Below are 26,877 nucleotides of genomic sequence, written 5' to 3'. Positions count from 1 at the left end.
GCCTGCGCATCCAGCTGCGCACATGCAGTACGTTCGGGGCATGTCCCAGCCCGCCAAGTCCTCACGTACACCAGCCACGCCCGACGCGCCGGAAAGTGCTGCAGGCAGTCGCGCCGCCGCCCAGCGGCTGAAAATGCGCCGAGAACTGGCGGCCGCAGCGATGGAACTGTTCGCGACCAAGGGGTACGAGGCGACCACCGTCGACGAGATCGCGGCCGCGGCCGGGGTCGCCCGCCGCACCTTCTTCCGTCACTTCCGCTCCAAGGAAGAAGCGATCTTCCCGGACCACGACGACACGCTGATCCGTGCCGAGGCGGTGCTCAACGCCGCCCCCGCGCACGAGCACCCGCTCGACACCGTGTGCCGCGGCATCAAGGAAGTCATGAAGATGTACGCGGCCCGGCCGGAGATCTCGGTCGCCCGCTACAAGTTGACCCGTGAGGTACCCACCCTGCGCGAGGCCGAGATCGCGTCGGTGGCCCGCTACGAGCGCCTGTTCACCCGCTATCTGCTCGGCCACTTCGACGAGCACGCGCACGCCGACGACGCCAACGACGACCCGCTGCTCGCCGAGGTCGCCGCCTCCGCCGTCGTCACCGCCCACAACCACGTGCTCAGGCGCTGGCTGCGGGCCGGCGGCCAGGGCGACGTGGAGGCCCAGCTCGACCATGCCTTCGCGATCGTGCGCAAGACCTTCGGCTCGGGGATCGGGGCCGGCCGTCAGACTTCGACGCGCCCCGCCTCCGCGGGCCCCCTGGCCTCCGTGGTCGCGCAGGGCGAGGTGCTGGTGACCGTCGCGCGTACCGACGCACCGCTCGACGAGGTGATGCGCACGATCGAGCAGGCGCTGAAGGAGCGCTAGCTCGGGCCTCCCTCTCGGATCCTGCGGGGCCGCCCGGGGCCGGCCTGATCCGCACAGAGGGCTCAAGGGCCTGTCCGGCCCGAAGAACGCCGCGAGGTGCGGGTCCGCCTCTCCTGTCGGCAGGCCCGCCACCGCGTCGGCGGTGCACGTTCCGGCGGTCGTACGGACCGCCGCCCGCCCGGGGCCGCCGTGGACGGCGGCGACCCGGGCGCCCTCCACCGGCTCGGCCCCGTCCCGGCGCCGCCGTTCGGCGAGCGGGTCCACGCACCGCCCCGGGGGCCGGCGGCCCCTGGCGCTCGACGAGGAATCCGGCGCGGAGGGCGGGAGCCGAGGACGGCGACGGTCTCTGTCCGCCGTGCCGGCGGCTCTTCTCCGCCACCCCGGATCTGCCACCCGGCATCTGCCACCGGATCGGGCACTGGGGATCCGGCACCCGGGATCCGGCGCCGGCGATCCGGCACCCAGGATCTTCTCCGACACCCACAAGACCGGTCATTATCACCTACTCGACAGTAGGTTTGATCGATCATCGCTCATTTGTTACGTAAAGATTTCATCTGAGGGCAAGTTCTGGCACTCAGTGCCTTGTCACCTGACACGCGGTGTCATACGTTGAAGAGGTCCGGGCGGCCGGCGAGCAGAGACCGATCGTTCGCCGGCTGTCCCCGCAAACCTCCCCCGGTGCCCAAAGGCCCTGGGGGGAACCCCGGATTGCGCGCCCGGACGCCTGCGTCACAGGCAACCTCCTGCGCCACAAAGCGCTGCCGAAGCACCACCCGCCGAACCGACGGCACGTTCCACCCCAAACCCTCAGCAGCACTCATCGCAGCACCGACGATCCCCCAGCGCCCCTCCCTCAGGGCGCTCACCGCCGGAGGCAACACCGTGACCGTGAAGGACATCCTGGACGCGATCCAGTCGAAGGACACCACGTCCGCCGACTTCGCCGCCCTGCAGCTCCCCGAGTCGTACCGCGCGATCACCGTGCACAAGGACGAGACGGAGATGTTCGCGGGCCTGGAGACCCGCGACAAGGACCCGCGCAAGTCGATCCACCTGGACGAGGTTCCGGTGCCCGAACTGGGCCCGGGCGAGGCCCTGGTGGCCGTCATGGCCTCCTCGGTCAACTACAACTCGGTGTGGACCTCGATCTTCGAGCCGCTGTCCACGTTCGGGTTCCTGGAGCGCTACGGCAAGGTCAGCGAGCTGACCAAGCGGCACGACCTGCCGTACCACATCATCGGCTCCGACCTCGCGGGCGTCGTCCTGCGCACCGGCCCGGGCGTCAACGCCTGGAAGCCCGGTGACGAGGTCGTCGCGCACTGTCTGTCCGTCGAGCTGGAGTCCAGCGACGGCCACAACGACACCATGCTCGACCCCGAGCAGCGCATCTGGGGCTTCGAGACCAACTTCGGCGGCCTCGCCGAGATCGCGCTCGTCAAGTCCAACCAGCTGATGCCGAAGCCCGGCCACCTCAGCTGGGAGGAGGCCGCGGCCCCCGGCCTGGTGAACTCCACCGCCTACCGCCAGCTGGTCTCCCGCAACGGCGCCCAGATGAAGCAGGGCGACAACGTCCTGATCTGGGGCGCGAGCGGCGGGCTCGGCTCGTACGCCACCCAGTTCGCCCTGGCCGGCGGCGCCAACCCGATCTGTGTCGTTTCCAGCGACCAGAAGGCGGACATCTGCCGCTCGATGGGCGCCGAGGCGATCATCGACCGCAGCGCCGAGGGCTACAAGTTCTGGAAGGACGAGCAGACCCAGGACCCCAAGGAGTGGAAGCGCTTCGGCAAGCGCATCCGCGAGCTGACCGGCGGCGAGGACATCGACATCGTCTTCGAGCACCCGGGCCGCGAGACCTTCGGCGCCTCCGTGTTCGTCACCCGCAAGGGCGGCACCATCACCACCTGCGCCTCGACCTCGGGCTACATGCACGAGTACGACAACCGCTACCTGTGGATGTCGCTCAAGCGGATCATCGGCTCGCACTTCGCGAACTACCGCGAGGCCTGGGAGGCCAACCGCCTCATCGCCAAGGGCAAGATCCACCCGACCCTGTCGAAGACCTACTCCCTCCAGGACACCGGTCAGGCGGCCTACGACGTCCACCGCAACCTGCACCAGGGCAAGGTCGGCGTGCTGTGCCTCGCCCCCGAGGAAGGCCTGGGCGTGCGCGACGAGGAGATGCGCGCCAAGCACATCGACGCCATCAACCGCTTCCGGAACGTCTGAGAGCCATAGATGACAGAGCGTCAGAAGGACCGTCCGTGGCTCATGCGGACGTACGCGGGCCACTCGACGGCCGAGGCGTCCAACGAGCTGTACCGGCGCAACCTCGCCAAGGGCCAGACCGGCCTGTCGGTGGCGTTCGACCTGCCGACGCAGACCGGCTACGACCCCGACCACATCCTCGCCCGCGGCGAGGTCGGCCGGGTCGGCGTGCCGGTCTCGCACCTCGGTGACATGCGCCGGTTGTTCCAGGACATCCCCCTGGAGCAGATGAACACCTCGATGACGATCAACGCCACCGCCATGTGGCTGCTGGCGCTCTACCAGGTCGTCGCCGAGGAGCAGGGCGCGGACATCACCAAGCTCCAGGGGACGACCCAGAACGACATCGTCAAGGAGTACCTGTCCCGCGGGACGCACGTCTTCCCGCCGGGGCCCTCGCTCCGCCTGACGACGGACATGATCGCGTACACGGTCTCCCACATCCCGAAGTGGAACCCGATCAACATCTGCAGCTACCACCTGCAGGAGGCCGGGGCCACGCCGGTGCAGGAGATCGCGTACGCGATGTCCACCGCGATCGCCGTGCTGGACGCCGTGCGGGACTCCGGCCAGGTGCCGCAGGAGCGCATGGGTGACGTGGTCGCCCGCATCTCCTTCTTCGTGAACGCGGGCGTCCGCTTCGTCGAGGAGATGTGCAAGATGCGGGCGTTCGGCCGCATCTGGGACACGATCACACGCGAGCGGTACGGCATCGAGAACCCCAAGCAGCGCCGCTTCCGCTACGGCGTCCAGGTCAACTCGCTCGGGCTGACGGAGGCACAGCCGGAGAACAACGTCCAGCGGATCGTGCTGGAGATGCTCGCGGTCACCCTGTCCAAGGACGCACGCGCGCGTGCCGTGCAGCTGCCCGCCTGGAACGAGGCCCTGGGCCTGCCCCGCCCCTGGGACCAGCAGTGGTCGCTGCGCATCCAGCAGGTCCTCGCGCACGAGAGCGACCTGCTGGAGTACGAGGACATCTTCGAGGGCTCGCACGTCATCGAGGCGAAGGTGAGCCAGCTGGTCGAGGACTCCCTGGCGGAGATCGACCGGATCCAGGAGATGGGCGGCGCGATGGCCGCCGTCGAGTCGGGCTACCTCAAGTCGCAGCTGGTCGCCTCGCACGCCGAGCGCAGGGGCCGGATCGAGTCCGGGCAGGAGAAGATCGTCGGCGTCAACATCTTCGAGACGACCGAGCCGAACCCGCTGACCGCCGACCTGGACGCCGCGATCCAGACGGTCGACCCGGCCGTCGAGGCCCGGGTGGTCGAGGCGATCGGGACCTGGCGCGACACGCGCTACCAGCCGCCCTTCAACCACCCGCGCCCGTGCAAGGCGCTGGACCGGCTGAAGGAGGCCGCCAAGGGCACCGGCAACCTCATGGAGGCCACCCTGGAGTGCGCCCGCGCCGGCGTCACGACCGGCGAGTGGGCCGGGGCCCTGCGCGAGGTCTTCGGGGAGTTCCGGGCACCGACCGGTGTCTCCTCGGCGCCGATCGCCGTCCCGGTGGAGGCGGGCTCGGCGCTCGCCGAGGTCCGCGCCAAGGTGGACGCCACCGCCCGCGACCTGGGCTCCGGCAAGCTGCGCTTCCTGGTCGGCAAGCCCGGTCTGGACGGCCACTCCAACGGGGCCGAGCAGATCGCGGTGCGCGCCCGCGACGCCGGTTTCGAGGTCGTCTACCAGGGCATCCGGCTCACCCCGGAGCAGATCGTGGACGCGGCCCTCGCCGAGGACGTGCACGCGGTCGGCCTGTCCATCCTGTCCGGCTCGCACGCCCAGCTCGTCCCGGACGTGCTGGAGCGCCTCCGTGTGGCCGGTGCCACAGATATACCGGTGATCGCCGGTGGCATCATCCCGAATGGTGACGCCGAGGACCTGCGGGCCGCCGGAGTGGCCGCGGTGTTCACCCCGAAGGACTTCGACATCACCGGGATCATCGGCCGCATCGTCGACGAGATCCGGAAAGCGAACAAGCTCGACCCCCTGGAGGTCCCCGCATGACCGTCAACCGTCTCCGCCCGCGGCGCTCGTGCCTGGCAGTACCCGGTTCGAACCCGCGCTTCCTGGAGAAGGCACAGGGCCTCCCGGCGGACCAGGTCTTCCTGGACCTGGAGGACGCGTGCGCGCCGCTCGCCAAGCCCGGCGCGCGGCACACCATCGTCAAGTTCCTCAACGAGGGTGACTGGACCGGCAAGACGCGGGTCGTGCGCGTCAACGACTGGACGACCGAGTGGACGTACCGCGACGTCGTCACCGTCGTCGAGGGTGCCGGCCAGAACCTCGACTGCATCATGCTGCCGAAGGTCCAGAACGCCGAGCAGGTCGTCGCGCTGGACCTCCTGCTGACCCAGATCGAGAAGACCATGGGCTTCGAGGTCGGCAAGATCGGCATCGAGGCGCAGATCGAGAACGCGCAGGGCCTGAACAACGTCAACGCGATCGCCGAGGCCTCCCCGCGCATCGAGACGATCATCTTCGGCCCGGCCGACTTCATGGCCTCCATCAACATGAAGTCGCTGGTCGTGGGCGAGCAGCCGCCCGGGTACCCGGCGGACGCCTACCACTACATCCTGATGAAGATCCTGATGGCCGCCCGCGCCAACAACCTCCAGGCGATCGACGGCCCCTACCTGCAGATCCGCAACGTCGAGGGCTACCGCGCGGTCGCGCAGCGCGCCGCCGCGCTCGGCTTCGACGGCAAGTGGGTGCTGCACCCGGGCCAGGTCGAGGCGTCCAACGAGATCTTCTCGCCCTCCCAGGAGGACTACGACCACGCCGAGCTGATCCTGGACGCGTACGACTACTACACGTCCGAGGCCGGCGGGAAGAAGGGCTCCGCGATGCTCGGCGACGAGATGATCGACGAGGCCAGCCGCAAGATGGCCCTGGTCATCTCCGGCAAGGGCCGGGCCGCCGGCATGCAGCGCACGTCGAAGTTCGAGATCCCGGAGGCCTGAGCGCGATGCAGTTCGGACGCACCTACGAGGAGTTCGAGGTCGGGGCGACGTACAAGCACTGGCCGGGCAAGACGGTCACGGAGTACGACGACCACCTGTTCTGTCTCCTCACCATGAACCACCACCCGCTCCACATGGACACGAACTATGCGGAGAAGACGACGGACTTCGGCAAGAACGTCGTCGTCGGGAACTACATCTACTCGCTGCTGCTCGGCATGTCCGTCCCGGACATCTCCGGCAAGGCGATCGCCAACCTGGAGATCGAGTCGCTCAAGCACGTGGCGCCGACCTTCCACGGCGACACGATCTACGGCCAGACGACCGTGCTCGACAAGTGGCCGTCCAAGTCGAAGAACGACCGCGGCATCGTCTACGTCGAGACCAAGGGCTACAAGCAGGACGGCACCCTGGTGTGCGTCTTCCGCCGCAAGGTCATGGTGCCCACCGAGACGTACATCAAGGAGCGCGGCGGCGAGCAGCCGGGCCGCCCCGAGCTGAAGCAGCAGGAGAAGTAATGGCGCGCCTCGCCCAGACCGCCGGTCTGACCGACGTCCAGCAGGAGATCCTCTCCACGGTCCGGGACTTTGTCGACAAGGAGATCATTCCTGTCGCGACCGGGCTGGAGCACCGCGACGAGTACCCGCAGCAGATCGTGGACGGCCTGAAGGAACTCGGCCTGTTCGGTCTGATGATCCCCGAGGAGTACGGGGGCCTGGGCGAGTCGCTCCTCACCTACGCCCTGTGCGTCGAGGAGATCGCCCGTGGCTGGATGTCGGTCTCCGGCATCATCAACACGCACTTCATCGTCGCGTACATGCTCAAGCAGCACGGCACGCAGGAGCAGAAGGACCACTTCCTGCCGCGCATGGCCGCCGGTGACATCCGGGGCGCCTTCTCGATGTCGGAGCCGGGCCTCGGCTCCGATGTGTCGGCGATCACGTCGAAGGCGGTCAAGGACGGCGACGAGTACGTCCTGAACGGTCAGAAGATGTGGCTGACGAACGGCGGGACGTCCTCGCTCGTGGCCGTCCTGGTCCGAAGTGACGAAGGACACCCCGAGGGCACGGCCCCCCACAAGTCGATGACCACCTTCCTCGTCGAGAAGGAGCCCGGCTTCGGCGAGGTCCGCCCCGGCCTGACGATCCCGGGCAAGATCGACAAGATGGGTTACAAGGGCGTCGACACCACCGAGCTGATCATGGACGGCCTGCGCATCCCGGCCGACCGGGTGCTCGGCGGCGTCACCGGCCGGGGTTTTTACCAAATGATGGACGGCGTGGAGGTCGGCCGCGTCAATGTGGCGGCGCGCGGTTGCGGCGTCGCCCAGCGCGCGTTCGAGCTGGGCGTACAGTACGCCCAGCAGCGACACACCTTCGGCAAGCCGATCGCCCAGCACCAGGCCATCCAGTTCAAGCTGGCCGAGATGGCTACCAAGGTCGAGGCCGCGCATGCCATGATGGTCAACGCTGCACGCAAAAAGGACTCTGGGGAACGAAACGACCTTGAGGCAGGGATGGCGAAGTACCTCGCCTCCGAGTACTGCAAGGAGGTCGTGGAGGACGCCTTCCGGATCCACGGCGGCTACGGCTTCTCCAAGGAGTACGAGATCGAGCGCCTCTACCGGGAGGCCCCGATGCTGCTCATCGGTGAAGGTACCGCCGAGATCCAGAAAATGATCATCGGGCGCAGACTGCTCGAAGAGTATCGATTCCAGGGCTGATTGTCCGGAAACGGGGTGTTTTCTTCGAGAAGAAGATCACACCCCGTCAACGGGGTTCGGCCGCCGACTCGACTTCCTGGCTTGCCCAGTTGTGGCCCGCGACCGGTACGATCCCCGGAAAGCCGCCGTCCCCCGTTCCAGCGCGGCATCATCCGCTACGAAGGTCATCCATGCCCCACAGCCAAACCTCTGCACATCGAGACAGCCTGGCCGGCGTACGCCTCGCGCGCGGAGCATCGCCGTGGCTTCTCCCGACCGTCGCCACCGCAGCCGTCAGCCTCCTGCGCGCTCGCCGCTCCGGCGCCGCCAAGGCCGTCGCCGTACCCGCCACCGCGCTCGCGGCGGGCATGCTGTGGTTCTTCCGCGACCCCGAGCGCGAGATCACCCAGGGCCGGGTCATCTCGCCCGCCGACGGTGTGGTGCAGAGCATCATGCCGTGGAAGGACGGGCGTACCCGCGTCGCGATCTTCATGAGCCCGCTCAACGTCCACGTCAACCGCGCACCCCTCGCGGGCACGGTGACGTCCGTCGAACACATCCCCGGTGGCTTCGTTCCCGCCTTCAACAAGGAGAGCGAGAACAACGAGCGCGTAGTCTGGCATTTCGACACCGAACTCGGCGACATCGAGATGATCCAGATCGCCGGCGCGGTGGCCCGCCGCATCGTGCCCTACATCCCGGAGGGCACGAAGGTCGAGCAGGGCGACCGAATCGGTCTGATCCGCTTCGGCTCGCGTGTCGACCTCTACCTGCCCGAGGGCGTGGAGGTCGCGGTCGAGGTCGGCCAGAAGACCGTGGCTGGGGTGACTCGCATTGACCGTGATTGATCCGGAGACCCAGGCGGGCTGGGTGCCCGAGGCCGAAGAGGTGGACGAAGAGGAGGAGATGCCTCTTTCTCTCCGCCTCTCGATAGCGGACACCCTCACCCTGGGCAACGCCACGTGCGGCTTCATGGCGGTGTACTTCACCACCACCGGCATCCTGATCCCGCACCTCACCGGCAGCCAGGAGTCCGGCATGGCCCGCCACAGCGCGGCCACGGCGGTCATCCTGATGCTCTGCGCGGCGGTGTTCGACCTGTTCGACGGCCTGGTGGCGAGGAAGCTCCGCTCCTCCCCCATGGGCGCGGAGCTGGACAACCTCTCCGACCTGATCAGCTTCGGACTCGCGCCCGCGTACTTCGTTCTCGTCTACGGCATGGTCGCGGACGACGCGCACCAGCGGATGGCGGCGCTCGGGGCAATCGTGGTGCTCCTGGCCGTCGTGCTCCGTCTGGCACGCTTCTCGTGCGTGACGCCGAGGAACGGCATGTTCCAGGGCATGCCCTCGCCGTTCGGCGCGCTGACCGTCGTCTCGATCGTGCTGCTGGAGCTGCCCTTCGTGGCGACACTGCTGGCGATCCTGGGAACCGCGTGGCTGATGGTGAGCCGGGTGGAGTACCCGAAGCCCCGGGGCCGCCTCGCCGGCGCGATGCTCGGCTGGATCGTGCTGTCCATGGGTCTGCTGGCCGCCTGGGCCTTCGACGCCCCGAGCGGTCAGCTGCTGCTCCAGACGGGCTGCGCCCTGCAGCTGGTCATGGGAGCGGTGATCCCGCTGTTCGCCACGGCTCGCCGGGTGAACAACTTCCGTGACAACCGGCGGGAGGCGCGCGCGGCGCAGTCGTGACGCCGCGGGACGCTCCGCCGCAAGGGCCCCGGACCTGAATTGGTCCGGGGCCCTCTGCGTTGTCCGCGACAGCGCACCGGCGCCCCCGGCACCGCACCGCCTGTCACCGCCTGTCACCGCCTGCCACCGCCTGTCTCGGGGGCTCAGTCCCGGCCCCGTTCGCACGCCCGCCCGCCCACTCGTCCCGGTCGGCTGCGGGGGCACCCTCCCCACGGGCTGCCCCGACGCCGTCCGGGGGACCGACGAAACGCGCCTCCCACAGTGACGGAACGGGCAGGGAACGAGCTGGGTGTCTGCGGTCGCGGGGCGAGCCTCAGCGGCCCTTCTTCGATTCCGATCGCCACCGGCGGCCGAGGAGGACGAGGGCAGAACCGGCGGCCACCGACAGGGCGGCTGCGACGCCGAGGGCGACTGCCTGCGTGCCCGGCCGGACGGATCCCGTCTTCGCGAGGGCCGGGCCGGAAGGATCCGTGGCGGTCGTCGCCGTGGTGCCGGTCGTCGCCGTGGTGGCGGTGGCCTCGGCCGCCTGTTCGATCAACCGGGCGACCGCGCCCGGCCGGGAGACCGAGACGGCGTGGGAGGCGTCGACCTCAACGGTGTGTGCGTGGGCGCGCCGGGCCATGAAGCGCTGGGCGGCCGGCGGGATGTTGCGGTCCTCGGTGGTGATCAGAGTCCACGAGGGGATGGTCTTCCAGGCGGCCTCGGTGGCCTTCTCCCCCAGGGCCGAGGCGGCCACGGGACGCTGGGTGGCGGCCATCAGGTCCGTGACGGATCTGGGCACGTCGGCCGCGAACTGATCATGGAACTTGTCGGCTTTGATGTACTGGTCGGTGCCCGTGCCACCGCCGGGGAGCGGGAAGGGCACGTTGTTGAGGGCGGGGCCGAGGGTGCTCCCGGGGAACTTGCCGGACAGCTCCAGGGAGCTTTCCCCCACCGCGGGGGCGAAGGCCGCGATGTAGACCAACGCTTTGACCTGGGCGTCACCGACGGCGGCTTCGCTGATCACGGCGCCGCCGTAGGAGTGACCGACGAGCACGACCGGCCCCTTCACGCTCTTGAGCACGCTGTGGATGTACCCGGCGTCACTGGCCAGCCCGCGCAGCGGGTTGGCGGGAGCGACGACCGGATACCCCGCCTGCTGGAGACGGCTCACCACTCCGTTCCAGCTGGAGCCGTCCGCGAAGGCGCCGTGCACCAGCACGACAGTGGGCTTCACAGCGTGTGCGCCGGCGTCCGCAGAGGCGGGTGCGGGTGCCACTGCCGGTGCGGGTGCCGGCGCCGCCGAGACCGTGCACAGGGCGGCGACGGCGAATCCTGCCGCCGCGCCGTGGAGACGCCGTGTGGGGCGTCGTATGCCGTGGACCGAGCTCATTGCGTACCCACTTCCGTCAGGCCTACGGCAATCAGCTTCACCCGTGCGTGGTGGCGAGCCAGCTCACTCGGTGCAATCGGGTGAATTCGGTACGGCAGCAGGTGCACTTGCTTCTGCGTGACGTGTGAGGCGTGACGGGGCGGGCGCCCGCCTCCCGTCGGCGGACCGCTCGGCCCACGGAGACCGATGGGCGGATGGGCGGATGGGCGAAGGGTCCGGGTGTACCGACCGTGCCCGGGCAGGCGCGACCACCCGTCCCACCCACGGCTCGCTTCTCGCCCCGGCGAGTCGGGTGGGCGGGTGGGCGAGGGGCCCGGGGCTCAGGAAAGGCGCGCCTCGGCGATACGGACCGCGACGCGCTCAAGGATGGGCCCGGCCTCCGCGATGCACTTGGCGACATCGGGCTCCACCGAGGTGAGCGGGTAGGCACGGGAGATCCCGGCCCGCTCCAGAGCCTCCTGGGGCAGAGCCAGCCGCCCGCACACCGCGACGACCTCCTTGCCGGCCGCCCGCGCCGCCGCGGCAACACCCGCCGGCGCCTTCCCGTGCAACGTCTGCTCGTCCAGCGACCCCTCACCGGTGATCACCAGATCGGCCCGCTCCAGCGCCGGTGCGAACCCGAGGACGTCCAGCATGACCTCGATGCCGGGCCGGAAACGGGCACCCAGGAGCAGCGCGCCGTAGCCGATGCCACCCGCCGCCCCGGCACCGGGCGCCGCCGCGTACGGAGCGGCACGCGGCCCCACGGCCGCCTCCAGCACCCCGGCGAAGTGGGCGAGCGCCGCGTCCAGCGTCTCCACGTCGTCCGGTGACGCCCCCTTCTGCGGGCCGTACACCGCGGGCGCGCCCTTCGGCCCGGTCAGCGGATTGTCGACATCGCTGGCGAGCACCAGCTCCACGTCCGGCAGACGGGGGTCGAGGCCGGACAGATCGGCCCGTGCCAGTTCGGCCAGGCCGCCGCCGCCCGGTGCCACCGGCTCCCCGTCCGCGTCCAGGAACCGCGCGCCCAGCGCCGACAGCATCCCGGCGCCGCCGTCCGTCGTGGCGCTCCCGCCGACGCCGAACACGATCGTCCGCGCGCCCGCGTCCAGCGCGGCCCTCAGCAGTTCGCCGGAGCCGTACGTGGAGGCGGTCAGCGGGGCGAAGACACCGGCCGGCAGCCGCTGCAGCCCGCTCGCCTCGGCCATCTCCACGACCGCGGTGCCGCCGCGCAGCGCGAACGCGGCCGTGACCTCCTGCCCGAGCGGCCCGGCGACCCGGACCTCGCGGCGCTCGAAGCCTGCCGCGACCGCCGCGTCCACGGTTCCGTCACCACCGTCGGCCACGGGCAGCGCCTCGACCTCGACGCCCGGCACGACCCTGCGCAGCCCGGCCGTCACCCGCTCGGCGACCTGTACGGCCGTCAGCGATCCCTTGAACTTGTCCGCGGCGATGAGCACCCGACGGGTCTCGTTCACTGCAGCGTCCGCCACCTTGCTTTCCCCTTGCTCTCCGGGCCCCGCGCACATCCGCACGTCAGGGCCAGTCGCGCCGCTGTGACCATAACCGGCGGACACCCCCGCCGTCATGCCCCGACCGAACCCTGGGAACCGGCCGGGAGGGGCCCGGGAAAACGGGTACACCCCAGCCATGGACAACCAGGGCACCGGGCCGGACCTCGCCGACCGCATCCACGGCGGCTGGCTGGGCCGGATCGCGGGCAACATGCTGGGCAAGCCGGTCGAGCAGGGCGAGGTGTGGACGCGCGAGCGCATCGACCGGTACCTGCGCAAGGCCGCCGCCCTGCCGCTGACCGACTACCTGCCCGAGCCCGCGGACGCGGCCGACAGCGCCGTACTGCGCCCGGAGTGGCGCCAGTGCGTGCGCGGCAGGATCCACGGCAGCTGCCGGGACGACGACGTCGACTACGCCGTCCTCGGCCTGCACCTGCTGGAGACCCACGGCTTCGGCTTCAGCACCGAGCAGGTCGGCGACCTGTGGCTGCTCAGGCTGCCGTACCTGCAGACGTTCACCGCGGAACGGGCGGCGTACCGCAACCTCGCCAACGGACTGAAGCCTCCGCTGACGGCGACGTACGACAATCCGTACCAGGAGTGGATCGGCGCGCTGATCCGCGCCGACGCCTACGGCTGGACCTGCCCGGGCGATCCGCTCCGCGCCGCCGGGCTGGCCCGCCGGGACGCGGTGCTCTCGCACACGGGCAACGGTGTCTACGGCGCGATGTTCGCGGCCGCGCTGATCTCGGCGGCGTTCACCGCCGGGGGTGTGCGGGACGCGCTGGAGGCCGCGCTCGCGGTGATCCCGGCGAGCAGCCGCCTGGCCCGTACCGTGCGCCGGGTCGTGTCCCTGCACGAGACCCGGCTGCCCTGGGAGGAGACGCTGGCCACGGTTTCCGCGGAGACCGCCTCTCTCGGCTGGATCCACGTCGTCCCGAACGCGGCCGTCCTCACGGCGGGACTCCTCTACGGCGACGGCGACTTCACCCGCACCCTCGCCCTGACCGTCCGCGGCGGCCTGGACACCGACAGCAACGGCGCGACGGCCGGCTCGGTGGCCGGGGTGCTCACCGGCGCCGCTGCCGTCCCCGCCCGGTGGAAGGACCCGCTGGAGGACACGGTCCGGAGCGCGGTGTTCGGCTTCGACGGCGTACGGATCAGTGCGCTGGCCGAGCGCACCCTGCGCCTGGCGACGGTCGCGCGGTAGCGGTCCCGGAGCTGGTTACCCTTCCTGAATGACCACGACTGACGACTTCGCCGCGTACATCGCGAGCCTGCCCCGTGTCCTCGCCGGTGCCGCCGCGCTCTTCCGGGACGCCGAGGGACGCGTCCTGCTGGTCGAGCCCAACTACCGTGAGGGCTGGGCCCTTCCGGGCGGCACGATCGAGTCGGACGACGGTGAGACGCCGCGCCAGGGGGCCCGCCGCGAGACCCTGGAGGAGATCGGCCTCGACCGGGAACTCGGGCGGCTGCTGGCGGTGGACTGGGTGCGCGGCACGGGACGGCCGCCGCTGGTGGCGTACCTGTTCGACGGCGGTGTCCTCGCCGAGGCCGAGTTCAAGGCCATTCGTCTGCAGGAGGAGGAGCTGCTGTCCTGGCGGCTGGTGCCCCGCGAGGAGATCACCGACCATCTGCCCGGCGCCCTCGGCCGCCGCGTCCTGGCCGCACTGGACGTCCTCGCGGAGAGCGCGGGCACGGCAGAGCTGGAGAACGGCCACCGGGTGGCCTGACCCCACCGGCCCCCACCGGCGTACCGAGGCCGATCGGTGGTGGGGGCGGGGCCAGGGCGGAGTCGGGGTCGAGGCCGGCGGGACAGGTGCCTGACGTGCTGCGGAGCGGCCGGTCCCGCACTCTGGGGGGAGGAAGGAGCGACGTCATGCCCAGTGCCGGGAGGGTGCCGCCGGGGGCATGCTCCGTGCGCATCGCCGAGCGGCGGGCGTGTCCCGTCGGCGCAGGTGGGCGCATCGGCTGACGGCCTCCGCCCGGTCCGCGCACGCACGGGCGGCGACCCGCTTCCCGGTGGTCACCCACCTCGCGGACCGCATGGTGTCGGTGAACATCTTCGACTCCGCCACGCGGCTGGCGGCGCAGTCCTTCCTGACCGCGGTCCCGCTGCTCTTCGTGGTCGGCGCATACGCCCCGCCTCCGGTACGGCACCAGCTCATCAGTTCCGTCCGTACCGTCTTCGGGGTCACGGGTGCCACGGACGCTCAGCTCGTCCACGCGCTCAGTCCCACGACGGGGAGTCTGCGGCAGGCGACCGGCGTGGTGGGCGGGCTGATGGTGCTGCTCTCCGCCACCGCGGTCAGCAGGGCGTTGCAACGGCTGTGCAAACGGGCCTGGGAGATTCCCCGGGCAGGAACCAGGATCGCCCCCTGGCGGTGGCTGGCCTGGCTCGCACTGTGGCTGGGCGCGCTGCTGGTGCAGGGCCCCCTGCGGGACGGGTTCGGCGTCGGGGCCTGGCTGGGGGTCCCGATCACGGTGGTGGGTCTGACGGGTCTGTGGTGGTGGACCCAGCATCTGCTGCTCGGCGGCCTGATCGGCTGGAAGCCCCTGCTGCCCGGTGCGCTGATCACGGCGGTCGCCGTCACGGCACTGAGCGTGACGGCACGGTTGTATCTCCCGCGGGCGCTCGACCACGCCCTCGCCGAATACGGCTCCCTCGGCCCGGTGTTCATCATGCTGTCGTGGCTGATCGTGGTCTGTGCGGCCATCGCGATCAGCATCAGCGTGGGCGCCGTCGTGGCCCAGGAACCGTCGCTGGCCCGGCGTCTCGGAAGCCCGCCGCCGGTGCGGAGCCGGACCACACACCCGTGACACACCGTCGGCCACGGCACATGTCGCCACAGCACATGTGGCCACGGCACTTTGGGGAGCCGACGCCGTCTCGGGCAGGCGTCAGGACGTCAGGACGTCGATGCCGTCCCCCAGCAGCTTCAGCCCGAACACGAAGAACAGAACCGCCATCACAGCCACGTTGTGGCGCGCGGCCCAATCCTTCCAGTTGCCCAGCATGTTCTTCGCCCGCTCGCCCATGACCAGGTAGACCCCCAGCGGCGTCAGCAGCCCGACGGAGGCGATGACGACGAAGACCGCCAGCGCCCCGACCTGCTGTCCGACCGGCAGCCCCGACGAACTGATGGACGCTGCCGCGGCGATGGTCAGCGGGGCGTTCTTCAGGTTCCCGGCCGACAGCAGGAGGGCGAGGAGGAAGATCTTCACCGGTGTGAAGCGGTCGATGGCAGCCATCCATTGAGGCAGCCGTGCCTGTGTGACATCGGTGGGGCGATGACGCCAGAGCCTGACGGCGAGAAGTGCCAGTGCCACGCCCAGCACGAGCTTGACCACCCCCACCCAGTCGGCCGGGTGCCCATGGGTGGTGGCACTCCCCTGGCCTCCGACGACCAGCATCACCGCGCCCAGGCCCGACAGACCCACCACCCAGCCGGTGACGAACACCAGTCCATTGAGGCGTCCCCAGGGCGTGGCCAGCACGATGATGAGAGCAACGATCGGCAGAGGACTGACGGCGACACCGGCCGCCAGGCCCAGCACATCACCCAACACGTTGCCCATGAGTGCCTCCGTGCGTCGAGGAACCGCGCTGACCGCAGCCGCCGCCCCGTCCGACCGACACCGTCCCCATGGAACGCAAGCGCTCCGCACCCTGTGGGTCGCTCCAGCCGCCTCCCCAGAATCCCACCTCCGGAGAATCGACGACAACGCACGGCCCTTGCGCACGGTCCTTGCGCACGGTCCTTGCACACAGTCCTTGTGCACAGTCCTTGCGCACGGGCACGTGCCGCGCACGCGAAGTGCGGTCACGGCGCCCCGGTTCGTGCGGAACCCCCGAGTGCAGGTGCTGCACGCCGGGGATACGCTTTTGACTGCAAGGTCACGTTCTCCGGGCGGTTTTGCAGACCCCGGTCGCCTCGTCGTGTGGAGCCGAGCGAGGAGCCCGGTCGCCGAAGGCCTGCGCGGTCGCCATGGCCGGGGCGAGCCCGCGGGAACGCCTACCGGAGTCCGGCCGGGCCCGGCGGATACCCGGGGGCGGGCCCGGAGGGCGGCGGGCCCCACTGCGGCGCGGGGGCCGACAGGGCCACGAGCCGCCGGCGGTGCCGACCGCGGCGGACGGCGGTGACGACGGTGATGGTCACGGCTGTGGCGAGCGCGGCGAGGAAGCAGCCGACCCCCGCGGCGATCCCGCTGATCGTGGACCCCACCTGGGGCCTGTCGCCCAGCGCGAACTGGGCCGGCAGCTCCGAGGTGCAGGAGAGCGTGTAGTCGCCGCTGCTGCCGGGCTTCACCTCGAAGACGCGGTCCCAGGTGCGGGAGTTGATGGTGATGCGGAAGCTGCCGTCCGGCTGGGTCAGCGTCCCGGACCGCAGCTCCGGGATCCGGCAGTCGACCCGGCCCGTCCCGGACTGGGAGACGTAGATCGCCTTGGTCTCCCCCTCGACAAGCCTGAAGGTCTGCGATTCGCCGCTGGAGAAGGCCCGGGAGGTGTCGATCGAGTTCATCGTGTTCTTCACCGTCACCACGATGAGGGCGACACCGGCGCCGGCCAGTACGAGCCCCAGCAGCGCGGCCACCAAGTACCAGATGCGCCGAGGCCGCAGGTCCTTCGCCGGGATGTTCGGCGGCGGATGCGGCGGACCGCCGTACGGTGTCCCCCAGGGATTCTGTATCGCCACAACATCGCATGGTAGGGCAATCGCTCGCAGCGGGACCGGTGAGGGTGACGTCCGTGCCGCGCCGACGATGCCGTGCCCGGCCGATCACCGGCCCTGCCGAACCCTCCTTGCGTCACGCGGTGGTTGCCCGACCGGTACGTCCGGCGACCGGCGGGCCACGCCCGGATACCCGCTCGCACCGCGCGGACGGGCGTCCTACTCTCGGCCCATGGACAGGCTTCTCGTGGCCCTTCTCAGTGGCGCAGGCATCTCGACCGATTCCGGGATCCCGGACTATCGCGGCCCGAACGGGCTGTGGAGGCGGGACCCCGAGGCCGAGAAACTCGTCACGTACGAGTACTACATGGGGGACCCTGAGATCCGGCGGCGGTCCTGGCGGATGCGGCTCGGGAACCGCACGCTCGACGCCGGGCCGAACGCCGCGCACCACGCCGTCGCCGAGCTGGAGAAGTCCGGTATGCCGGTGCGTGTGATCACACAGAACGTGGACGGGCTGCACCAGCTCGCCGGCATGCCCGCCCGCAAGGTCATCGAACTGCACGGTACGGCCCGCGGCGTCGTCTGCACGCGGTGCCATGCGCGTGGCCCCATGGAGGACGCCCTCGCGCGGGTCGAGGCGGGCGAGGACGATCCCCCGTGCCTGGAATGCGGCGGCATCCTCAAGTCCGCCACCGTGATGTTCGGCGAACGGCTCGACCCCGTGGTGCTCGGCGAGGCCGTGGCCGTCACCAAGGCCTGCCAGGTGTTCATCGCCGTGGGGACCAGCCTCCAGGTCCAGCCCGCCGCCGGGCTCGCGGGCCTCGCCGCCGACCACGGTGCCCGCCTGATCATCGTGAACGCCGAGCCGACGCCGTACGACGACCGCGCCGACGAGGTCGTCCGCGAGCCCATCGGCACGGCACTCCCGAAACTGCTGAGCCGGCTGACCGGGGAGAGCGCGTAGGCCGTGTCCGACGGGCATGCGCCCGCGTGAGCAGACGCCCAGGCCTTCTCGGGCAGTTCAGGGACGAGGTCAGTTCTTGTTCAGCGTGCGCGAGATTCCGGCGAGCACGGCCGTGGTCAGCAGCCATCCGGCTGCGACGAGGGCGTAGGACAGCCAGGCCGTCGCTCCTGTCCAGTACCAGGAGCTGCGCCGACCGAGGCCGCCGATGGGAATCGGCCAGCGCCGCAAGCCACACGCCGGCCAGCCACGGCCGGTATCCATAGCCGACGGAGGCGTCCAGCAGGTGCCCCGTGCGCGTGCCGGGCGGCTCAGGGTTCTCCTGCGGTGGCGTTGCCTGGCGAGCAGTACGCGTCGCGCGTCGTCGTCACGGCCTATCTGCCGGTATCACGTGGCCAGTTGCTCGTACGCCTCCCACAACTCACGTTCGGCCGAAGTCAGTTCTTGGGCGGTCGGCCGCACCCCATCGCGCCCGAGCCGGACCTCATCTCAGAACAAAGCCGTTCCGCGCTCGAAGTCCAGCAGTCGCCGTTTGCGGTCCAGGCCGCCGCCGTAGCCGGTGAGGCCGCCGGCCGCGCCGATGACACGGTGGCAGGGCACGATGATGCCGATCGGGTTCCTGCCGTTGGCGAGGCCCACCGCGCGGGAGGCCTTGGGGTTGCCGAGGGCGTCGGCGAGTTCGCCGTAGGAGCGGGTCTCGCCGTACGGGATGCGGGTCAGCTGCTCCCAGACACCACGCTGGAACGGGGTGCCGTGCAGCCGGAGTTCGAGGGTGAACTCGGTCAGCTCCCCGGCGAAGTAGGCCGAGAGCTGTTTCCCGGCCTCGGCGAAGAGGGTGTCGTCGCGCGCGCCGAAGGTCTCCTCCGGCGGGCGGTGGCGCTGGCCGGTCATGTAGAGGCCGCACAGGACGCCGTCGTCGGCGACGAGGGTGAGAGGGCCGTAGGGGCTGTCGATGACGGTGTGCTGTTTCATCCCGGTGATCCTTACACGGGCAGGAAGTTGATCGGATGGCTGTCGGTCGCCCACAGGTACTGGACCGCATAGGCCCGCCAGGGCCGCCAGGCCTCGGCGCGGGCGGTGAGCGCGGCCGGGGTGGCGGGCAGGCCCAGCTCCCCCGCGGCGCGCCGGATTCCCAGGTCGGTGGGGAGGAAGGCGTCGGGGTCGCCGAGGGCGCGCATGGCGATGACGTCGACCGTCCAGGGCCCGAAGCCGGGCAGTTCGAGCAGGCGCGCGCGGGCCTCGGCCCAGTCGGATTCGACACCCAGGTGGAGGGTGCCGTCGGCGAGTTGACGCACGAGGGTGGTGAAGGTGGTGCGCCGGGTGCGGGGCATCGCGAGGGTCTCGGGGTCCACGTCGGCCAGCGCCTCGGGGGACGGGAAGAGATGGGTGAGGCCGCCCTCGGGGTCGTCCAGGGGTTTGCCGTGCGCGGTGACCAGGCGGGCCGCGTGGGTGCGGGCGGCGGCCGTGGAGACCTGCTGCCCGAGCACGGCGCGGACGGCGAACTCGGCCTCGTCGACCGTGCGCGGCACCCGACGGCCCGGTGCCTTGTCGACCAGGGGGGCGAGGAACGGGTCAGTGCGCAGCTGGTCGTCGACGGCGACCGGGTCGGCGTCCAGGTCGAGCATGCGGCGGCAGCGGCTGGTGGCCACGGTCAGATCGCGCAGGTCGCTCAGGGTGAGTCGGCAGGCGATGTGGTCGGGCCGGGGCGTGAGCGCGGCGATCCCGTGTCCGTACGGCAGCCGCAGCGTGCGCCGGTAGGCGCCGTCCCGCCACTCCTCCACGCCGGGTACGGCCGTGGCGGCCAGGTGACCGAAGAGGTTGTCGGGGTTGAGCGGGGCGCGGAACGGCAGCCGCAGGGCGAGGGTGCCGGGGGTGCCCACCGTGCTGTCGCTCTTCTTCGGCACCCTGGCGCGCAGCTCGCTCGGGGACAGGGCGAAGACCTCGCGCACGGTGTCGTTGAAGGTGCGGATGGAGGAGAAGCCGGCCGCGAAGGCGATCTCGGCCATGGGCAGCGCGGTCGTCTCGACGAGCAGCCGCGCGGTCTGGGCGCGCTGGGCGCGGGCCAGCGCGAGGGGGCCGGCGCCCAGCTCGGCGAGCAGCTGCCGCTCCACCTGCCGGGTGCTGTAGCCGAGGCGGGCGGCCAGGCCCGGCACCCCGTCGCGGTCCACGATCCCGTCGGCGATCAGCCGCATGGCCCGGGCCACCAGGTCGGCGCGGTGGTTCCACTCCGGGGAGCCGGGGCTGGTGTCGGGGCGGCAGCGCTTGCAGGCCCTGAACCCGGCCTGCTGGCAGGCGGCCGCGCTCGGGTAGAACGTCATGTTCTGCGCCTTGGGCGGGACGGCCGGGCAGCTGGGCCGGCAGTAGATGCGGGTGGTCAGGACAGCCGTGAAGAACCAGCCGTCGAACCGTGCGTCCTTGGACTGCACGGCCCGTACGCAGTGGTCCCGGTCGATGTGCATTCCTGTCTGCATGCGTCCAGGATCGTCCACGCCCACGACCGGCCGCTGGCGGAAATCCGACACGTACGTGCGCCGACCTGGGCGTCTGCCACTTTCCTGTCCGACCTGTGCGCCGGCCGGCTTCGTGTCGTCTCATGTCCGGCCTGTGCGCCGGTCGATCTTGTGTCCGAGGCTCCCGGATCCGGCGCTTGACCGGGCCGATCGGCCCGGTGTCCGCCGCCCCAGGGTCCGCCCCGCACGTACGCCGACTTCGGTGTCTGCCGTCCTCGGCCCGGGGTGTCCCGCCGCCCGTAGGAGTCTCGTCGCGCGCCGTTCGGTCCGGTGCGCCCCGGCGGGCGGCGCGGGTGTCCGTGGCACGGGCGGTCTGCTCCGTTGCGCGGCCCTGACTACGATGCCGCCATGAGCGAGGAGGCCGGCACCTTCGCGCACGATGCCGCCGAGGCGCGCCCGTCCGGCGGCCGCCCGGCGCGGCTGTGGCCCCTGTACGCCGCCGGCTTCACCACCGCGTTCGGCGCGCACGGCGTGGCCGCGAGCCTCGGGGCCCGCTCGCCCGACGCGGTCGGCTCGCTGCTCGTGCTGGGCGGCCTGCTCGCCCTCTACGACGGTGCCGAGGTCGTGCTGAAGCCGGTGTTCGGCACGCTGGCCGACCGGGTGGGTGCGCGACCGGTGCTGCTGGGCGGGCTGGCCGCGTTCGCCGTCGCCTCGGCGGTCTACGCCGCCGGGGGCGCGCCGGGCCTGCTGTGGGCGGCCCGGCTGGGGCAGGGGGCAGCCGCGTCCGCCTTCTCTCCCGCGGCCTCGGCGCTGGTCGCCCGGCTGAACCCGGCCGCCGGGCAGGGGCGGGCGTTCGGGAGCTACGGCTTCTGGAAGTCCCTCGGCTACACGCTGGGCCCGCTGCTCGGCGGACTGCTGGTGTGGGCGGGCGGGCTGCGGCTGCTGTTCGCGGTCCTTGCGGTGCTGGCCACGGTGGTGGCGGGCTGGGCGGCCGCCGCCGTACCGCACGTGCCGCCGCTGCCGCGCCGCCGGCAGACCGTGCTGGATCTCGGGCGACGGCTTGCCGACCCGGCGTTCCTGGTGCCGACGGCCGCGCTCGCGGGGGCGACCGCGGCGCTGTCGGCCGGGGTGGGTTTCCTGCCCGTGTCAGGTGCGGCGGCGGGCCTGGGCACGGTGGCGACCGGGGCTGCGGTGTCCGTGCTGGCAGCCTGTGCCGCCGTCGTGCAGCCGCGTGCCGGGCGGGCCCTGGACGCGGGACGCCTGGGCACCCGGGCGGGCCTGCTCGGCGGGCTGCTGCTCGCGGCGGCGGGGCTGGCCGCCGCGATGCTGCCGGGCGTTCCCGGAGTCCTCCTCGCCGCGGTCCTGATCGGCACCGGCACCGGTCTGATCACACCCCTGGGCTTCGCGGCTCTCGCCTCGGGGACGCCCGCGGAGCGGCTGGGGCAGACCATGGGCGCCGCGGAGCTGGGCCGCGAACTGGGGGACGCGGGCGGGCCGCTGGTGGTCGCGGTGGTCGCCTCGGCGGCGACGCTGACGTACGGCTTCGGAGCGCTGGCGGTGCTGCTGGCGGCAGGCCCTGCCCTCGCGGCGGGCGTGGCGCTCAGGGGCGGACGCCGGTGAGGCGCGGGCCGGCCGACGACCACCACGGGCGGGCGGCAGACGGACCGGCCGTACGGCAGTTGCCGGCGGGCGGCAGAACGCCCGGGCGGTGGTAGCCCCGGGCGGGCAGGAGGCGGGGCGCGGTGCCGCAGAGCAGGAGCAGCCGCGCCCCGGGGCCGTCAGGCTGTCAGACGGCCTGTGACCCTTCTGGAGAGTCGTCGCGCCGGACCACGCACAGGGCCCAGATGACGAAGCCGGAGATCGCGATCATCACGACCGACCACACCGGGGAGTACGGCAGGGAGAGGAAGTTGGCGATGATGATCAGCCCGGCGATGGTGATGCCGCCGACCCGCGCCCACAGCGAGGGCTGGAGCAGGCCGAAGCCGACGATCATCGCGAGCACGCCCAGGGCCAGGTGGATCCAGCCCCAACCGGTGAGGTTGAACTTGAAGACGTAGTTCGCCGTGGTGACGAACACGTCGTCCTGGGCGATGCCCATGATGCCCCGGAAGAGGTCCAGCACACCGGTGATCATGAGCATCACGGCCGCGAAGGTCGTCAGACCACCGGCCCAGGCCTGCCGGGTCGTTTGCGTGTGTGTACGGTGAGTCGCGGACATCCCGTTTCCTCGTTTCGATCTCGTCGGATGTTGTCAGCGAGGGGCGGTGCCCGTTGCGCCGGCGGAACCCTTGCCACTGAGGACCAGTTCCTTCGCCCTGCGGAATTCCTCCTCGGAGATGTCGCCGCGGGCCTTGATCTCGGACAGTCTGGCCAGCTCGTCGACACTGCTGGTTCCGCCCTGGGCGGTCTCGCGGATGTAGGTGTCGAACGCCTTCTGCTGCGCCCGGGCCTGCTCCACCTCACGGCGGCCCATGTCCTTGCCGCGGGCGATCACATAGACGAGGACGCCGAGGAACGGCACCACGATCACGAACAGCAGCCAGCCCGCCTTGGCCCAGCCGCTCATGCTGTCGTCACGGAAGATGTCGACGATGATCCGGAACAGGAGGACGAACCACATGATCCAGAGGAAGAACCACAGCATGGTCCAGAAGGCGCTCAGCAGCGGATAGTCGTACGCGAGGTACGTCTGGGCGATCATGTCACTCCTCCGTTCCGGGCCCTGCCCGGCAGACGATCTCTGCGTTTTCAGCGTGGGCACGGCAAGAAGCGGGCGCCTCACCCGGGAGGGGTGAGCGTCTGGCGGACCGCGTGCCGCCAGGCGAGGGCCAGCGCCAGCTCGGCCAGTCCCAGCAGGACGAGCCACAGGCCGAGCAGCCGGGTCAGTGCACGCGCCGACTCGGTCGGCAGGGCCAGGACCACGATGCCGGCGACGATGCCGAGCACCGCCGCGCCGAGCACGACGCCACGGTGGGGCAGGTCCTCGGCGCCGAGGGCCGTGAAGAGCGTGAGGATTCCGGACACCAGCCAGACGACCCCCACGATCAGCGAGAGCGCCGTGACGGTCTGCAGGGGGTGGCGCAGACAGAGCACGCCCGCGAGGACGAATACGACCGCGAGCAGCAGTGCGAGAAGCCGTTCGCCGGTCTCCAGCCGGCCGAAGGCCGCGACGAACCGGAAGGCGCCGGCCACGAGCAGGTACAGGCCGATCAGCACGGCGAGGATGTGCAGCGTCTCGTCGGGCCACACCAGCACCAGGATGCCCGGCACCAGGGTGGCGATCGCCGTCCCCAGGATCCACGTCCAGGAACGCGCGACGACGGCCAGCGCCTCGGTGGGGTCTCCGGCCCGGCCGGAAGCCGCTCCGCTGCCGAAGGGGTCCGTTCCGCTCGGGGGTCCGGAATCGTGCGGCAGGTTCATGTCTCCTCCTCACGAGGCCGGCCGGGGCAAGTGACCGACGCGGCCGGGCGGGCCGCCGTCCGGCCGTCGGATGTGCCCGGACCGCCGTCGGAACGGTGCGCTACGGCCTCGCGGCCACTGTCCTGCGCCCGTCCGGACACCGGATCACCCACGACGGGTGATCCCCGGGCAGCTCCCGGGCGATGGGCTGGCGGGGTCGGTAAGCGCCGGACCGGACGGAGCGAAGAGGGCCGACCGGAACGAGGAGAGCCGAGATGAGCGATCCCGTGACTGCCCGCCCGGAACACGCCCGCCGCGGACAGGGAGACCGGCTGCGCCGCCTGATTCCCGGACCGGCCGTGTGGGCGACGATGCAGGCCGTGGCACGGCCCCTGATCATCACGGTCGGGCTGGTCAGCGCCTACTACCTGCTGCCCTTCAACGAGCGGGGCGCGGGTGCGACCTCCGTACTGCTCGTGGGCGGGCTGGTGGGGGTGGCACTGGTGTTCGCCTGGGAGATCTGGGCCATCATGCGCTCGCCCTATCCCCGGCTGCGGGCCATCGAGGCGCTGGCCGTCACCCTGGTGCTGTTCCTGATGATCTTCGCCGGTGCGTACTACGCCCTGGACAACACCAGCCCGGGCTCCTTCAGCGAGCGGCTGACCAGGACTGACTCGCTCTACTTCACGCTCACCACGCTCAGCACCGTCGGGTACGGCGACATCACCGCCCGCTCGCAGACGGCCAGGGTGATGGCCATGCTGCAGATGGCATGCGGTCTGCTCCTGGCCGGCTTCGCCCTGCGGGTGCTCACCGGCGCGATCGCGACGGGCCTCCAGCGCAAGCGATCGACGGCCCCGGGCCCGGCGGACGCCACGGACGACGGCGGAGCCGACCGGAACGACGGAGCCGACCAGGGCGACGCAACCGACACGAGCAGCGGAGCCGACCGAGGCAGCGCAACCGACGGCGAGGGCGGGGCCGGTGGGGGCGGCATGTCCGGCAGGGACGGTGCGTCCGGCGGCTCCCGCGGCCCCGACGGGTCCGACGGGGCCGACGGGGCCAGGCACGGGCACGGGCACCGGGCCGAGTCTCAGGAGGCCGGGCCATGACCTCACCCACTGCCGTGACCGTGACCGTGACCGCGTCGGCGGCCGAGCGGGCGGCGTACGGGAGAACCGCCCGCCTGCGCGTCCCGCGTACCCGGCACGGCTGGTTCGAGGCATCGCCGGACCGGTGGGACCCGGTCGACGTGATGGAGCGTCAGTCCGCCACGCGGGTGCCCGAGCTGGTGCCCATCCGCTACGGCCGGATGCTCGAATCCCCCTTCCGGTTCTACCGGGGAGCCGCGGCCGTCATGGCGGCGGACCTGGGTGCCCAGCCCGACAGCGGTCTGCGGGTGCAGCTGTGCGGGGACGCCCACCTGCTGAACTTCCGGCTGCTGGCGTCCCCGGAACGGCATCTGGTCTTCGACATCAACGACTTCGACGAGACCCTGCCGGGCCCGTTCGAATGGGACGTCAAGCGGCTGGCCACCAGCTTCGCCATCGCGGGCCGGGCGAACGGCTTCCCGGTCGCGGTGCAGGACGACGTGGTGCGCGCGTGCGTCGGGTCGTACCGGAGGCGGATCCGGGAGTTCGCCGGCATGCGCACCCTGGACATCTGGTACGCCCAGGACGACGTCGGGCAGTTGCAGGCGCTGCTGGCCTCGTCCATGGACCGCCAGGCGCGGCGCCGCACGGCTCAGGCGGCGGCGCAGGCCCGCACCCGCACCCACCTGCAGGCGTTCGCCGCCCTCACCCGTGGCACGCCCGAGGGCCGGCGGATCGCCCCGGACCCGCCGCTGATCATCCCGTTCGCCGACCTGCGCACGGACCCGGCCGAGCAGGGGCGCGACCGGGAACTCGCGGCGCTCGTCTCGACGTACGCCCGCAGCCTGTCGTCCGAGCGGCGGCACCTGCTGCGCCACTACCGCCTGGTGGACCTCGCCCGCAAGGTGGTGGGCGTGGGCAGCGTCGGCACCCGGTGCTGGATCCTGCTGCTGCTCGGCCGGGACGACGACGATCCCCTGCTGCTCCAGGCCAAGGAGGCGCAGGAGTCGGTGCTCGCCGCCCACACGGACGGCCCCGTCTTCACCAACCAGGGCCGCAGGGTGGTGGCCGGACAACGGCTCATCCAGACGACCAGCGACATCTTCCTGGGCTGGACCCACGCCATGGGTGTGGACGGGCAGGACCGGGACTTCTACGTACGGCAGCTGCGGGACTGGAAGGGCATCGCCCGGCCGGACACCATGGACCCGGTCCTGCTCGGGCTGTTCGCCCGGGTCTGCGGGGCCTCGCTGGCGCGGGCCCACGCCCGCTCGGGCGACCCCGTGGCCATCGGCGCCTACCTGGGCGCCGGCGACCGCTTCGACCGGGCCCTGACCGGCTTCGCGCAGGCCTACGCCGACCAGAACGAGCGGGACTTCGCAGCGCTCGGCGCGGCGGTCCTCTCCGGCCGGGTGACCGCCACGGCCCCGTGACACCAGCCTGGGCACCACCCCGCGACACCCCCTGACCCGCACGAGGGCGCCCCCCAGGGGCGCGGGGAACTGCGCGACCCACCACGACGGCCCCGCAGCCGCCGCACAGGATCAGGCCCCACAGCGCCCGGGCGCCCGGCCCGCCCCTCCGAACTTCGCCATGCGGCCTCGTCCTGCGGCCCCGCTCTGCGCGGTGTCCCTGCGGGGACCCGTCGGTCATTCCGGCTCCGGCACCTGGCGCATCTCCAGCACCCGCAGTCCGAGGGACCGGAACCGGGCCAGCAGTCCGTACAGATGCGCCTCGTCCACGACGCGTCCGAACAGGAGCGTCTGCCCGGACATCACGACATGGTCCAGTTCCGGAAAGGCCTTGGTCAGCGTCTCCGACATGCGACCGTCGACGCGGATCTCGTAGCGCATGGGCTGCTCTCCCGCCACGGGCGTACTGCCGCCACGGTCGTGATCCTCCGCTTTCCCGGGCCTCGGGGCCTCACCCGGTGCAGGTGATACCGCGCCGGGGTCGAGGA

General features: G+C 71.4%; 26 protein-coding genes. 15 read left to right on the top strand and 11 right to left on the bottom strand.

The genetic code is table 11. The features are described 5' to 3' along the window. Positions 1-22: 22 nt before the first annotated feature. The 8 genes from ACFZCP_RS16290 to pssA all read left to right on the top strand — a co-directional run bounded on the left by ACFZCP_RS16290 (position 23) and on the right by pssA (position 9,472). On the top strand, positions 23-862 hold the full coding sequence (locus tag ACFZCP_RS16290; protein WP_391427674.1) for a TetR family transcriptional regulator: 840 nt from the start codon (positions 23-25) through the stop codon (positions 860-862). An 891-nt stretch (positions 863-1,753) separates the two neighbouring features. Beyond that, positions 1,754-3,091: a crotonyl-CoA carboxylase/reductase gene (gene ccrA / locus ACFZCP_RS16285; RefSeq protein ID WP_362683302.1), complete on the top strand. Its 1,338-nt coding sequence runs from the start codon at positions 1,754-1,756 to the stop codon at positions 3,089-3,091. A gap of 9 nt (positions 3,092-3,100) precedes the next feature. After that, the gene (locus tag ACFZCP_RS16280) at positions 3,101-5,128 is read left to right on the top strand and encodes a protein meaA (protein WP_362683015.1); all 2,028 of its coding nucleotides are present in this window, start codon (positions 3,101-3,103) and stop codon (positions 5,126-5,128) included. Then, a complete protein-coding gene (locus ACFZCP_RS16275) occupies positions 5,125-6,084 on the top strand; it encodes a CoA ester lyase (protein WP_362683018.1) in 960 nt (319 codons plus the stop codon). The genes ACFZCP_RS16280 and ACFZCP_RS16275 overlap by 4 nt, the downstream gene beginning before the upstream one ends. A gap of 5 nt (positions 6,085-6,089) precedes the next feature. Beyond that, entirely contained in the window at positions 6,090-6,602 is a 513-nt protein-coding gene (locus tag ACFZCP_RS16270; RefSeq protein WP_062716551.1) for a MaoC family dehydratase, read from the top strand. Then, entirely contained in the window at positions 6,602-7,807 is a 1,206-nt protein-coding gene (locus ACFZCP_RS16265; RefSeq protein ID WP_362683022.1) for an acyl-CoA dehydrogenase family protein, read from the top strand. Before ACFZCP_RS16270 ends, ACFZCP_RS16265 begins: the two co-directional genes overlap by 1 nt. A gap of 170 nt (positions 7,808-7,977) precedes the next feature. Continuing rightward, positions 7,978-8,634 carry a phosphatidylserine decarboxylase gene (locus ACFZCP_RS16260; protein ID WP_362683025.1) on the top strand — a complete coding sequence of 219 codons (657 nt, stop codon included), beginning with the start codon at positions 7,978-7,980 and terminating at the stop codon, positions 8,632-8,634. A 22-nt stretch (positions 8,635-8,656) separates the two neighbouring features. Next, positions 8,657-9,472, top strand: a complete 816-nt coding sequence (gene pssA / locus ACFZCP_RS16255; RefSeq protein WP_362683305.1) for a CDP-diacylglycerol--serine O-phosphatidyltransferase — start codon at positions 8,657-8,659, stop codon at positions 9,470-9,472. Between the two features lie 313 nt (positions 9,473-9,785). Here pssA and ACFZCP_RS16250 read toward each other — a convergent pair whose 3' ends face one another. Then, a complete protein-coding gene (locus ACFZCP_RS16250; RefSeq protein WP_391427673.1) occupies positions 9,786-10,688 on the bottom strand; it encodes an alpha/beta fold hydrolase in 903 nt (300 codons plus the stop codon). A 476-nt stretch (positions 10,689-11,164) separates the two neighbouring features. After that, positions 11,165-12,283, bottom strand: coding sequence for a glycerate kinase (locus tag ACFZCP_RS16245; RefSeq protein WP_391427942.1), 1,119 nt, complete (start codon positions 12,281-12,283; stop codon positions 11,165-11,167). Between the two features lie 190 nt (positions 12,284-12,473). Between ACFZCP_RS16245 and ACFZCP_RS16240 the strand changes: the two genes are divergently transcribed. From ACFZCP_RS16240 to ACFZCP_RS16230, 3 genes are all read left to right on the top strand, one after another. Beyond that, positions 12,474-13,547, top strand: coding sequence for an ADP-ribosylglycohydrolase family protein (locus ACFZCP_RS16240; protein ID WP_391427672.1), 1,074 nt, complete (start codon positions 12,474-12,476; stop codon positions 13,545-13,547). Between the two features lie 28 nt (positions 13,548-13,575). Continuing rightward, positions 13,576-14,070, top strand: a complete 495-nt coding sequence (locus ACFZCP_RS16235) for an NUDIX hydrolase (protein ID WP_362683031.1) — start codon at positions 13,576-13,578, stop codon at positions 14,068-14,070. Positions 14,071-14,248: 178 nt separating this feature from the next. Further along, on the top strand, positions 14,249-15,157 hold the full coding sequence (locus tag ACFZCP_RS16230) for a YhjD/YihY/BrkB family envelope integrity protein (RefSeq protein ID WP_391427671.1): 909 nt from the start codon (positions 14,249-14,251) through the stop codon (positions 15,155-15,157). Positions 15,158-15,238: 81 nt separating this feature from the next. Here the strand turns inward: ACFZCP_RS16230 and ACFZCP_RS16225 are convergent, their stop codons facing one another. Together ACFZCP_RS16225 and ACFZCP_RS16220 are read right to left on the bottom strand one after the other, a co-directional pair. After that, a complete protein-coding gene (locus ACFZCP_RS16225; protein WP_391427670.1) occupies positions 15,239-15,916 on the bottom strand; it encodes a GAP family protein in 678 nt (225 codons plus the stop codon). A gap of 437 nt (positions 15,917-16,353) precedes the next feature. Continuing rightward, positions 16,354-17,034: a serine/arginine repetitive matrix protein 2 gene (locus tag ACFZCP_RS16220; protein ID WP_391427669.1), complete on the bottom strand. Its 681-nt coding sequence runs from the start codon at positions 17,032-17,034 to the stop codon at positions 16,354-16,356. Between the two features lie 208 nt (positions 17,035-17,242). Between ACFZCP_RS16220 and ACFZCP_RS16215 the strand changes: the two genes are divergently transcribed. After that, positions 17,243-17,977, top strand: a complete 735-nt coding sequence (locus ACFZCP_RS16215) for a Sir2 family NAD-dependent protein deacetylase (protein ID WP_391427668.1) — start codon at positions 17,243-17,245, stop codon at positions 17,975-17,977. Between the two features lie 69 nt (positions 17,978-18,046). Here the strand turns inward: ACFZCP_RS16215 and ACFZCP_RS16210 are convergent, their stop codons facing one another. The 3 genes from ACFZCP_RS16210 to ACFZCP_RS16200 all read right to left on the bottom strand — a co-directional run bounded on the left by ACFZCP_RS16210 (position 18,047) and on the right by ACFZCP_RS16200 (position 20,445). Then, positions 18,047-18,205, bottom strand: coding sequence for a hypothetical protein (locus ACFZCP_RS16210; RefSeq protein WP_391427667.1), 159 nt, complete (start codon positions 18,203-18,205; stop codon positions 18,047-18,049). 258 nt (positions 18,206-18,463) lie between these two features. Continuing rightward, positions 18,464-18,946, bottom strand: a complete 483-nt coding sequence (locus ACFZCP_RS16205) for a methylated-DNA--[protein]-cysteine S-methyltransferase (RefSeq protein WP_391427666.1) — start codon at positions 18,944-18,946, stop codon at positions 18,464-18,466. Between the two features lie 11 nt (positions 18,947-18,957). Then, entirely contained in the window at positions 18,958-20,445 is a 1,488-nt protein-coding gene (locus tag ACFZCP_RS16200; protein WP_391427665.1) for an AlkA N-terminal domain-containing protein, read from the bottom strand. A gap of 459 nt (positions 20,446-20,904) precedes the next feature. On the opposite strand from ACFZCP_RS16200, the gene ACFZCP_RS16195 reads away from it, so the two are divergent. After that, positions 20,905-22,044, top strand: coding sequence for an MFS transporter (locus ACFZCP_RS16195; RefSeq protein WP_391427941.1), 1,140 nt, complete (start codon positions 20,905-20,907; stop codon positions 22,042-22,044). 166 nt (positions 22,045-22,210) lie between these two features. Here ACFZCP_RS16195 and ACFZCP_RS16190 read toward each other — a convergent pair whose 3' ends face one another. From ACFZCP_RS16190 to ACFZCP_RS16180, 3 genes are all read right to left on the bottom strand, one after another. After that, a complete protein-coding gene (locus ACFZCP_RS16190; RefSeq protein WP_362683064.1) occupies positions 22,211-22,645 on the bottom strand; it encodes a hypothetical protein in 435 nt (144 codons plus the stop codon). A gap of 33 nt (positions 22,646-22,678) precedes the next feature. Continuing rightward, positions 22,679-23,128 (bottom strand): SHOCT domain-containing protein, encoded by a 450-nt coding sequence (locus tag ACFZCP_RS16185; RefSeq protein WP_362683067.1) that lies wholly within the window; start codon positions 23,126-23,128, stop codon positions 22,679-22,681. A gap of 77 nt (positions 23,129-23,205) precedes the next feature. Next, positions 23,206-23,847 (bottom strand): DUF308 domain-containing protein, encoded by a 642-nt coding sequence (locus ACFZCP_RS16180; RefSeq protein WP_391427664.1) that lies wholly within the window; start codon positions 23,845-23,847, stop codon positions 23,206-23,208. A 254-nt stretch (positions 23,848-24,101) separates the two neighbouring features. Here ACFZCP_RS16180 and ACFZCP_RS16175 point away from each other — a divergent pair, with 254 nt between their 5' ends. Continuing rightward, the gene (locus ACFZCP_RS16175; RefSeq protein ID WP_391427663.1) at positions 24,102-24,938 is read left to right on the top strand and encodes an ion channel; all 837 of its coding nucleotides are present in this window, start codon (positions 24,102-24,104) and stop codon (positions 24,936-24,938) included. Beyond that, the gene (locus tag ACFZCP_RS16170; RefSeq protein WP_391427662.1) at positions 24,935-26,350 is read left to right on the top strand and encodes a DUF2252 family protein; all 1,416 of its coding nucleotides are present in this window, start codon (positions 24,935-24,937) and stop codon (positions 26,348-26,350) included. The genes ACFZCP_RS16175 and ACFZCP_RS16170 overlap by 4 nt, the downstream gene beginning before the upstream one ends. A gap of 216 nt (positions 26,351-26,566) precedes the next feature. On the opposite strand, the gene ACFZCP_RS16165 is transcribed toward ACFZCP_RS16170, so the two are convergent. Next, positions 26,567-26,770: a hypothetical protein gene (locus tag ACFZCP_RS16165; protein WP_361118263.1), complete on the bottom strand. Its 204-nt coding sequence runs from the start codon at positions 26,768-26,770 to the stop codon at positions 26,567-26,569. Positions 26,771-26,877 lie beyond the last annotated feature (107 nt).

The sequence above is a fragment of the Streptomyces sp. NPDC007971 genome, assembly GCF_042958635.1.
Taxonomy (GTDB): Bacteria; Actinomycetota; Actinomycetes; order Streptomycetales; family Streptomycetaceae; genus Streptomyces.
The sequence above is the reverse complement of the archived record's forward strand: the minus strand, read 5'-3'. Positions and strand labels throughout refer to the sequence as shown.

Excerpts from the sequence above, each read along its gene's own strand:
- ACFZCP_RS16225 (WP_391427670.1), bottom strand. The coding sequence starts at position 15,916 with ATGGGCAACGTGTTGGGTGATGTGCTGGGCCTGGCGGCCGGTGTCGCC.
- ACFZCP_RS16230 (WP_391427671.1), top strand. The coding sequence starts at position 14,249 with ATGCTCCGTGCGCATCGCCGAGCGGCGGGCGTGTCCCGTCGGCGCAGG.
- ACFZCP_RS16280 (WP_362683015.1), top strand. The coding sequence starts at position 3,101 with ATGACAGAGCGTCAGAAGGACCGTCCGTGGCTCATGCGGACGTACGCG.
- ACFZCP_RS16215 (WP_391427668.1), top strand. The coding sequence starts at position 17,243 with ATGGACAGGCTTCTCGTGGCCCTTCTCAGTGGCGCAGGCATCTCGACC.
- ACFZCP_RS16265 (WP_362683022.1), top strand. The coding sequence starts at position 6,602 with ATGGCGCGCCTCGCCCAGACCGCCGGTCTGACCGACGTCCAGCAGGAG.
- ACFZCP_RS16190 (WP_362683064.1), bottom strand. The coding sequence starts at position 22,645 with ATGTCCGCGACTCACCGTACACACACGCAAACGACCCGGCAGGCCTGG.
- ACFZCP_RS16205 (WP_391427666.1), bottom strand. The coding sequence starts at position 18,946 with ATGAAACAGCACACCGTCATCGACAGCCCCTACGGCCCTCTCACCCTC.
- ACFZCP_RS16240 (WP_391427672.1), top strand. The coding sequence starts at position 12,474 with ATGGACAACCAGGGCACCGGGCCGGACCTCGCCGACCGCATCCACGGC.
- ACFZCP_RS16175 (WP_391427663.1), top strand. The coding sequence starts at position 24,102 with ATGAGCGATCCCGTGACTGCCCGCCCGGAACACGCCCGCCGCGGACAG.
- ACFZCP_RS16200 (WP_391427665.1), bottom strand. The coding sequence starts at position 20,445 with ATGCAGACAGGAATGCACATCGACCGGGACCACTGCGTACGGGCCGTG.
- ACFZCP_RS16290 (WP_391427674.1), top strand. The coding sequence starts at position 23 with ATGCAGTACGTTCGGGGCATGTCCCAGCCCGCCAAGTCCTCACGTACA.
- ACFZCP_RS16260 (WP_362683025.1), top strand. The coding sequence starts at position 7,978 with ATGCCCCACAGCCAAACCTCTGCACATCGAGACAGCCTGGCCGGCGTA.
- ACFZCP_RS16275 (WP_362683018.1), top strand. The coding sequence starts at position 5,125 with ATGACCGTCAACCGTCTCCGCCCGCGGCGCTCGTGCCTGGCAGTACCC.
- ACFZCP_RS16180 (WP_391427664.1), bottom strand. The coding sequence starts at position 23,847 with ATGAACCTGCCGCACGATTCCGGACCCCCGAGCGGAACGGACCCCTTC.
- ACFZCP_RS16170 (WP_391427662.1), top strand. The coding sequence starts at position 24,935 with ATGACCTCACCCACTGCCGTGACCGTGACCGTGACCGCGTCGGCGGCC.
- ACFZCP_RS16270 (WP_062716551.1), top strand. The coding sequence starts at position 6,090 with ATGCAGTTCGGACGCACCTACGAGGAGTTCGAGGTCGGGGCGACGTAC.
- ACFZCP_RS16185 (WP_362683067.1), bottom strand. The coding sequence starts at position 23,128 with ATGATCGCCCAGACGTACCTCGCGTACGACTATCCGCTGCTGAGCGCC.
- ACFZCP_RS16165 (WP_361118263.1), bottom strand. The coding sequence starts at position 26,770 with ATGCGCTACGAGATCCGCGTCGACGGTCGCATGTCGGAGACGCTGACC.
- ACFZCP_RS16235 (WP_362683031.1), top strand. The coding sequence starts at position 13,576 with ATGACCACGACTGACGACTTCGCCGCGTACATCGCGAGCCTGCCCCGT.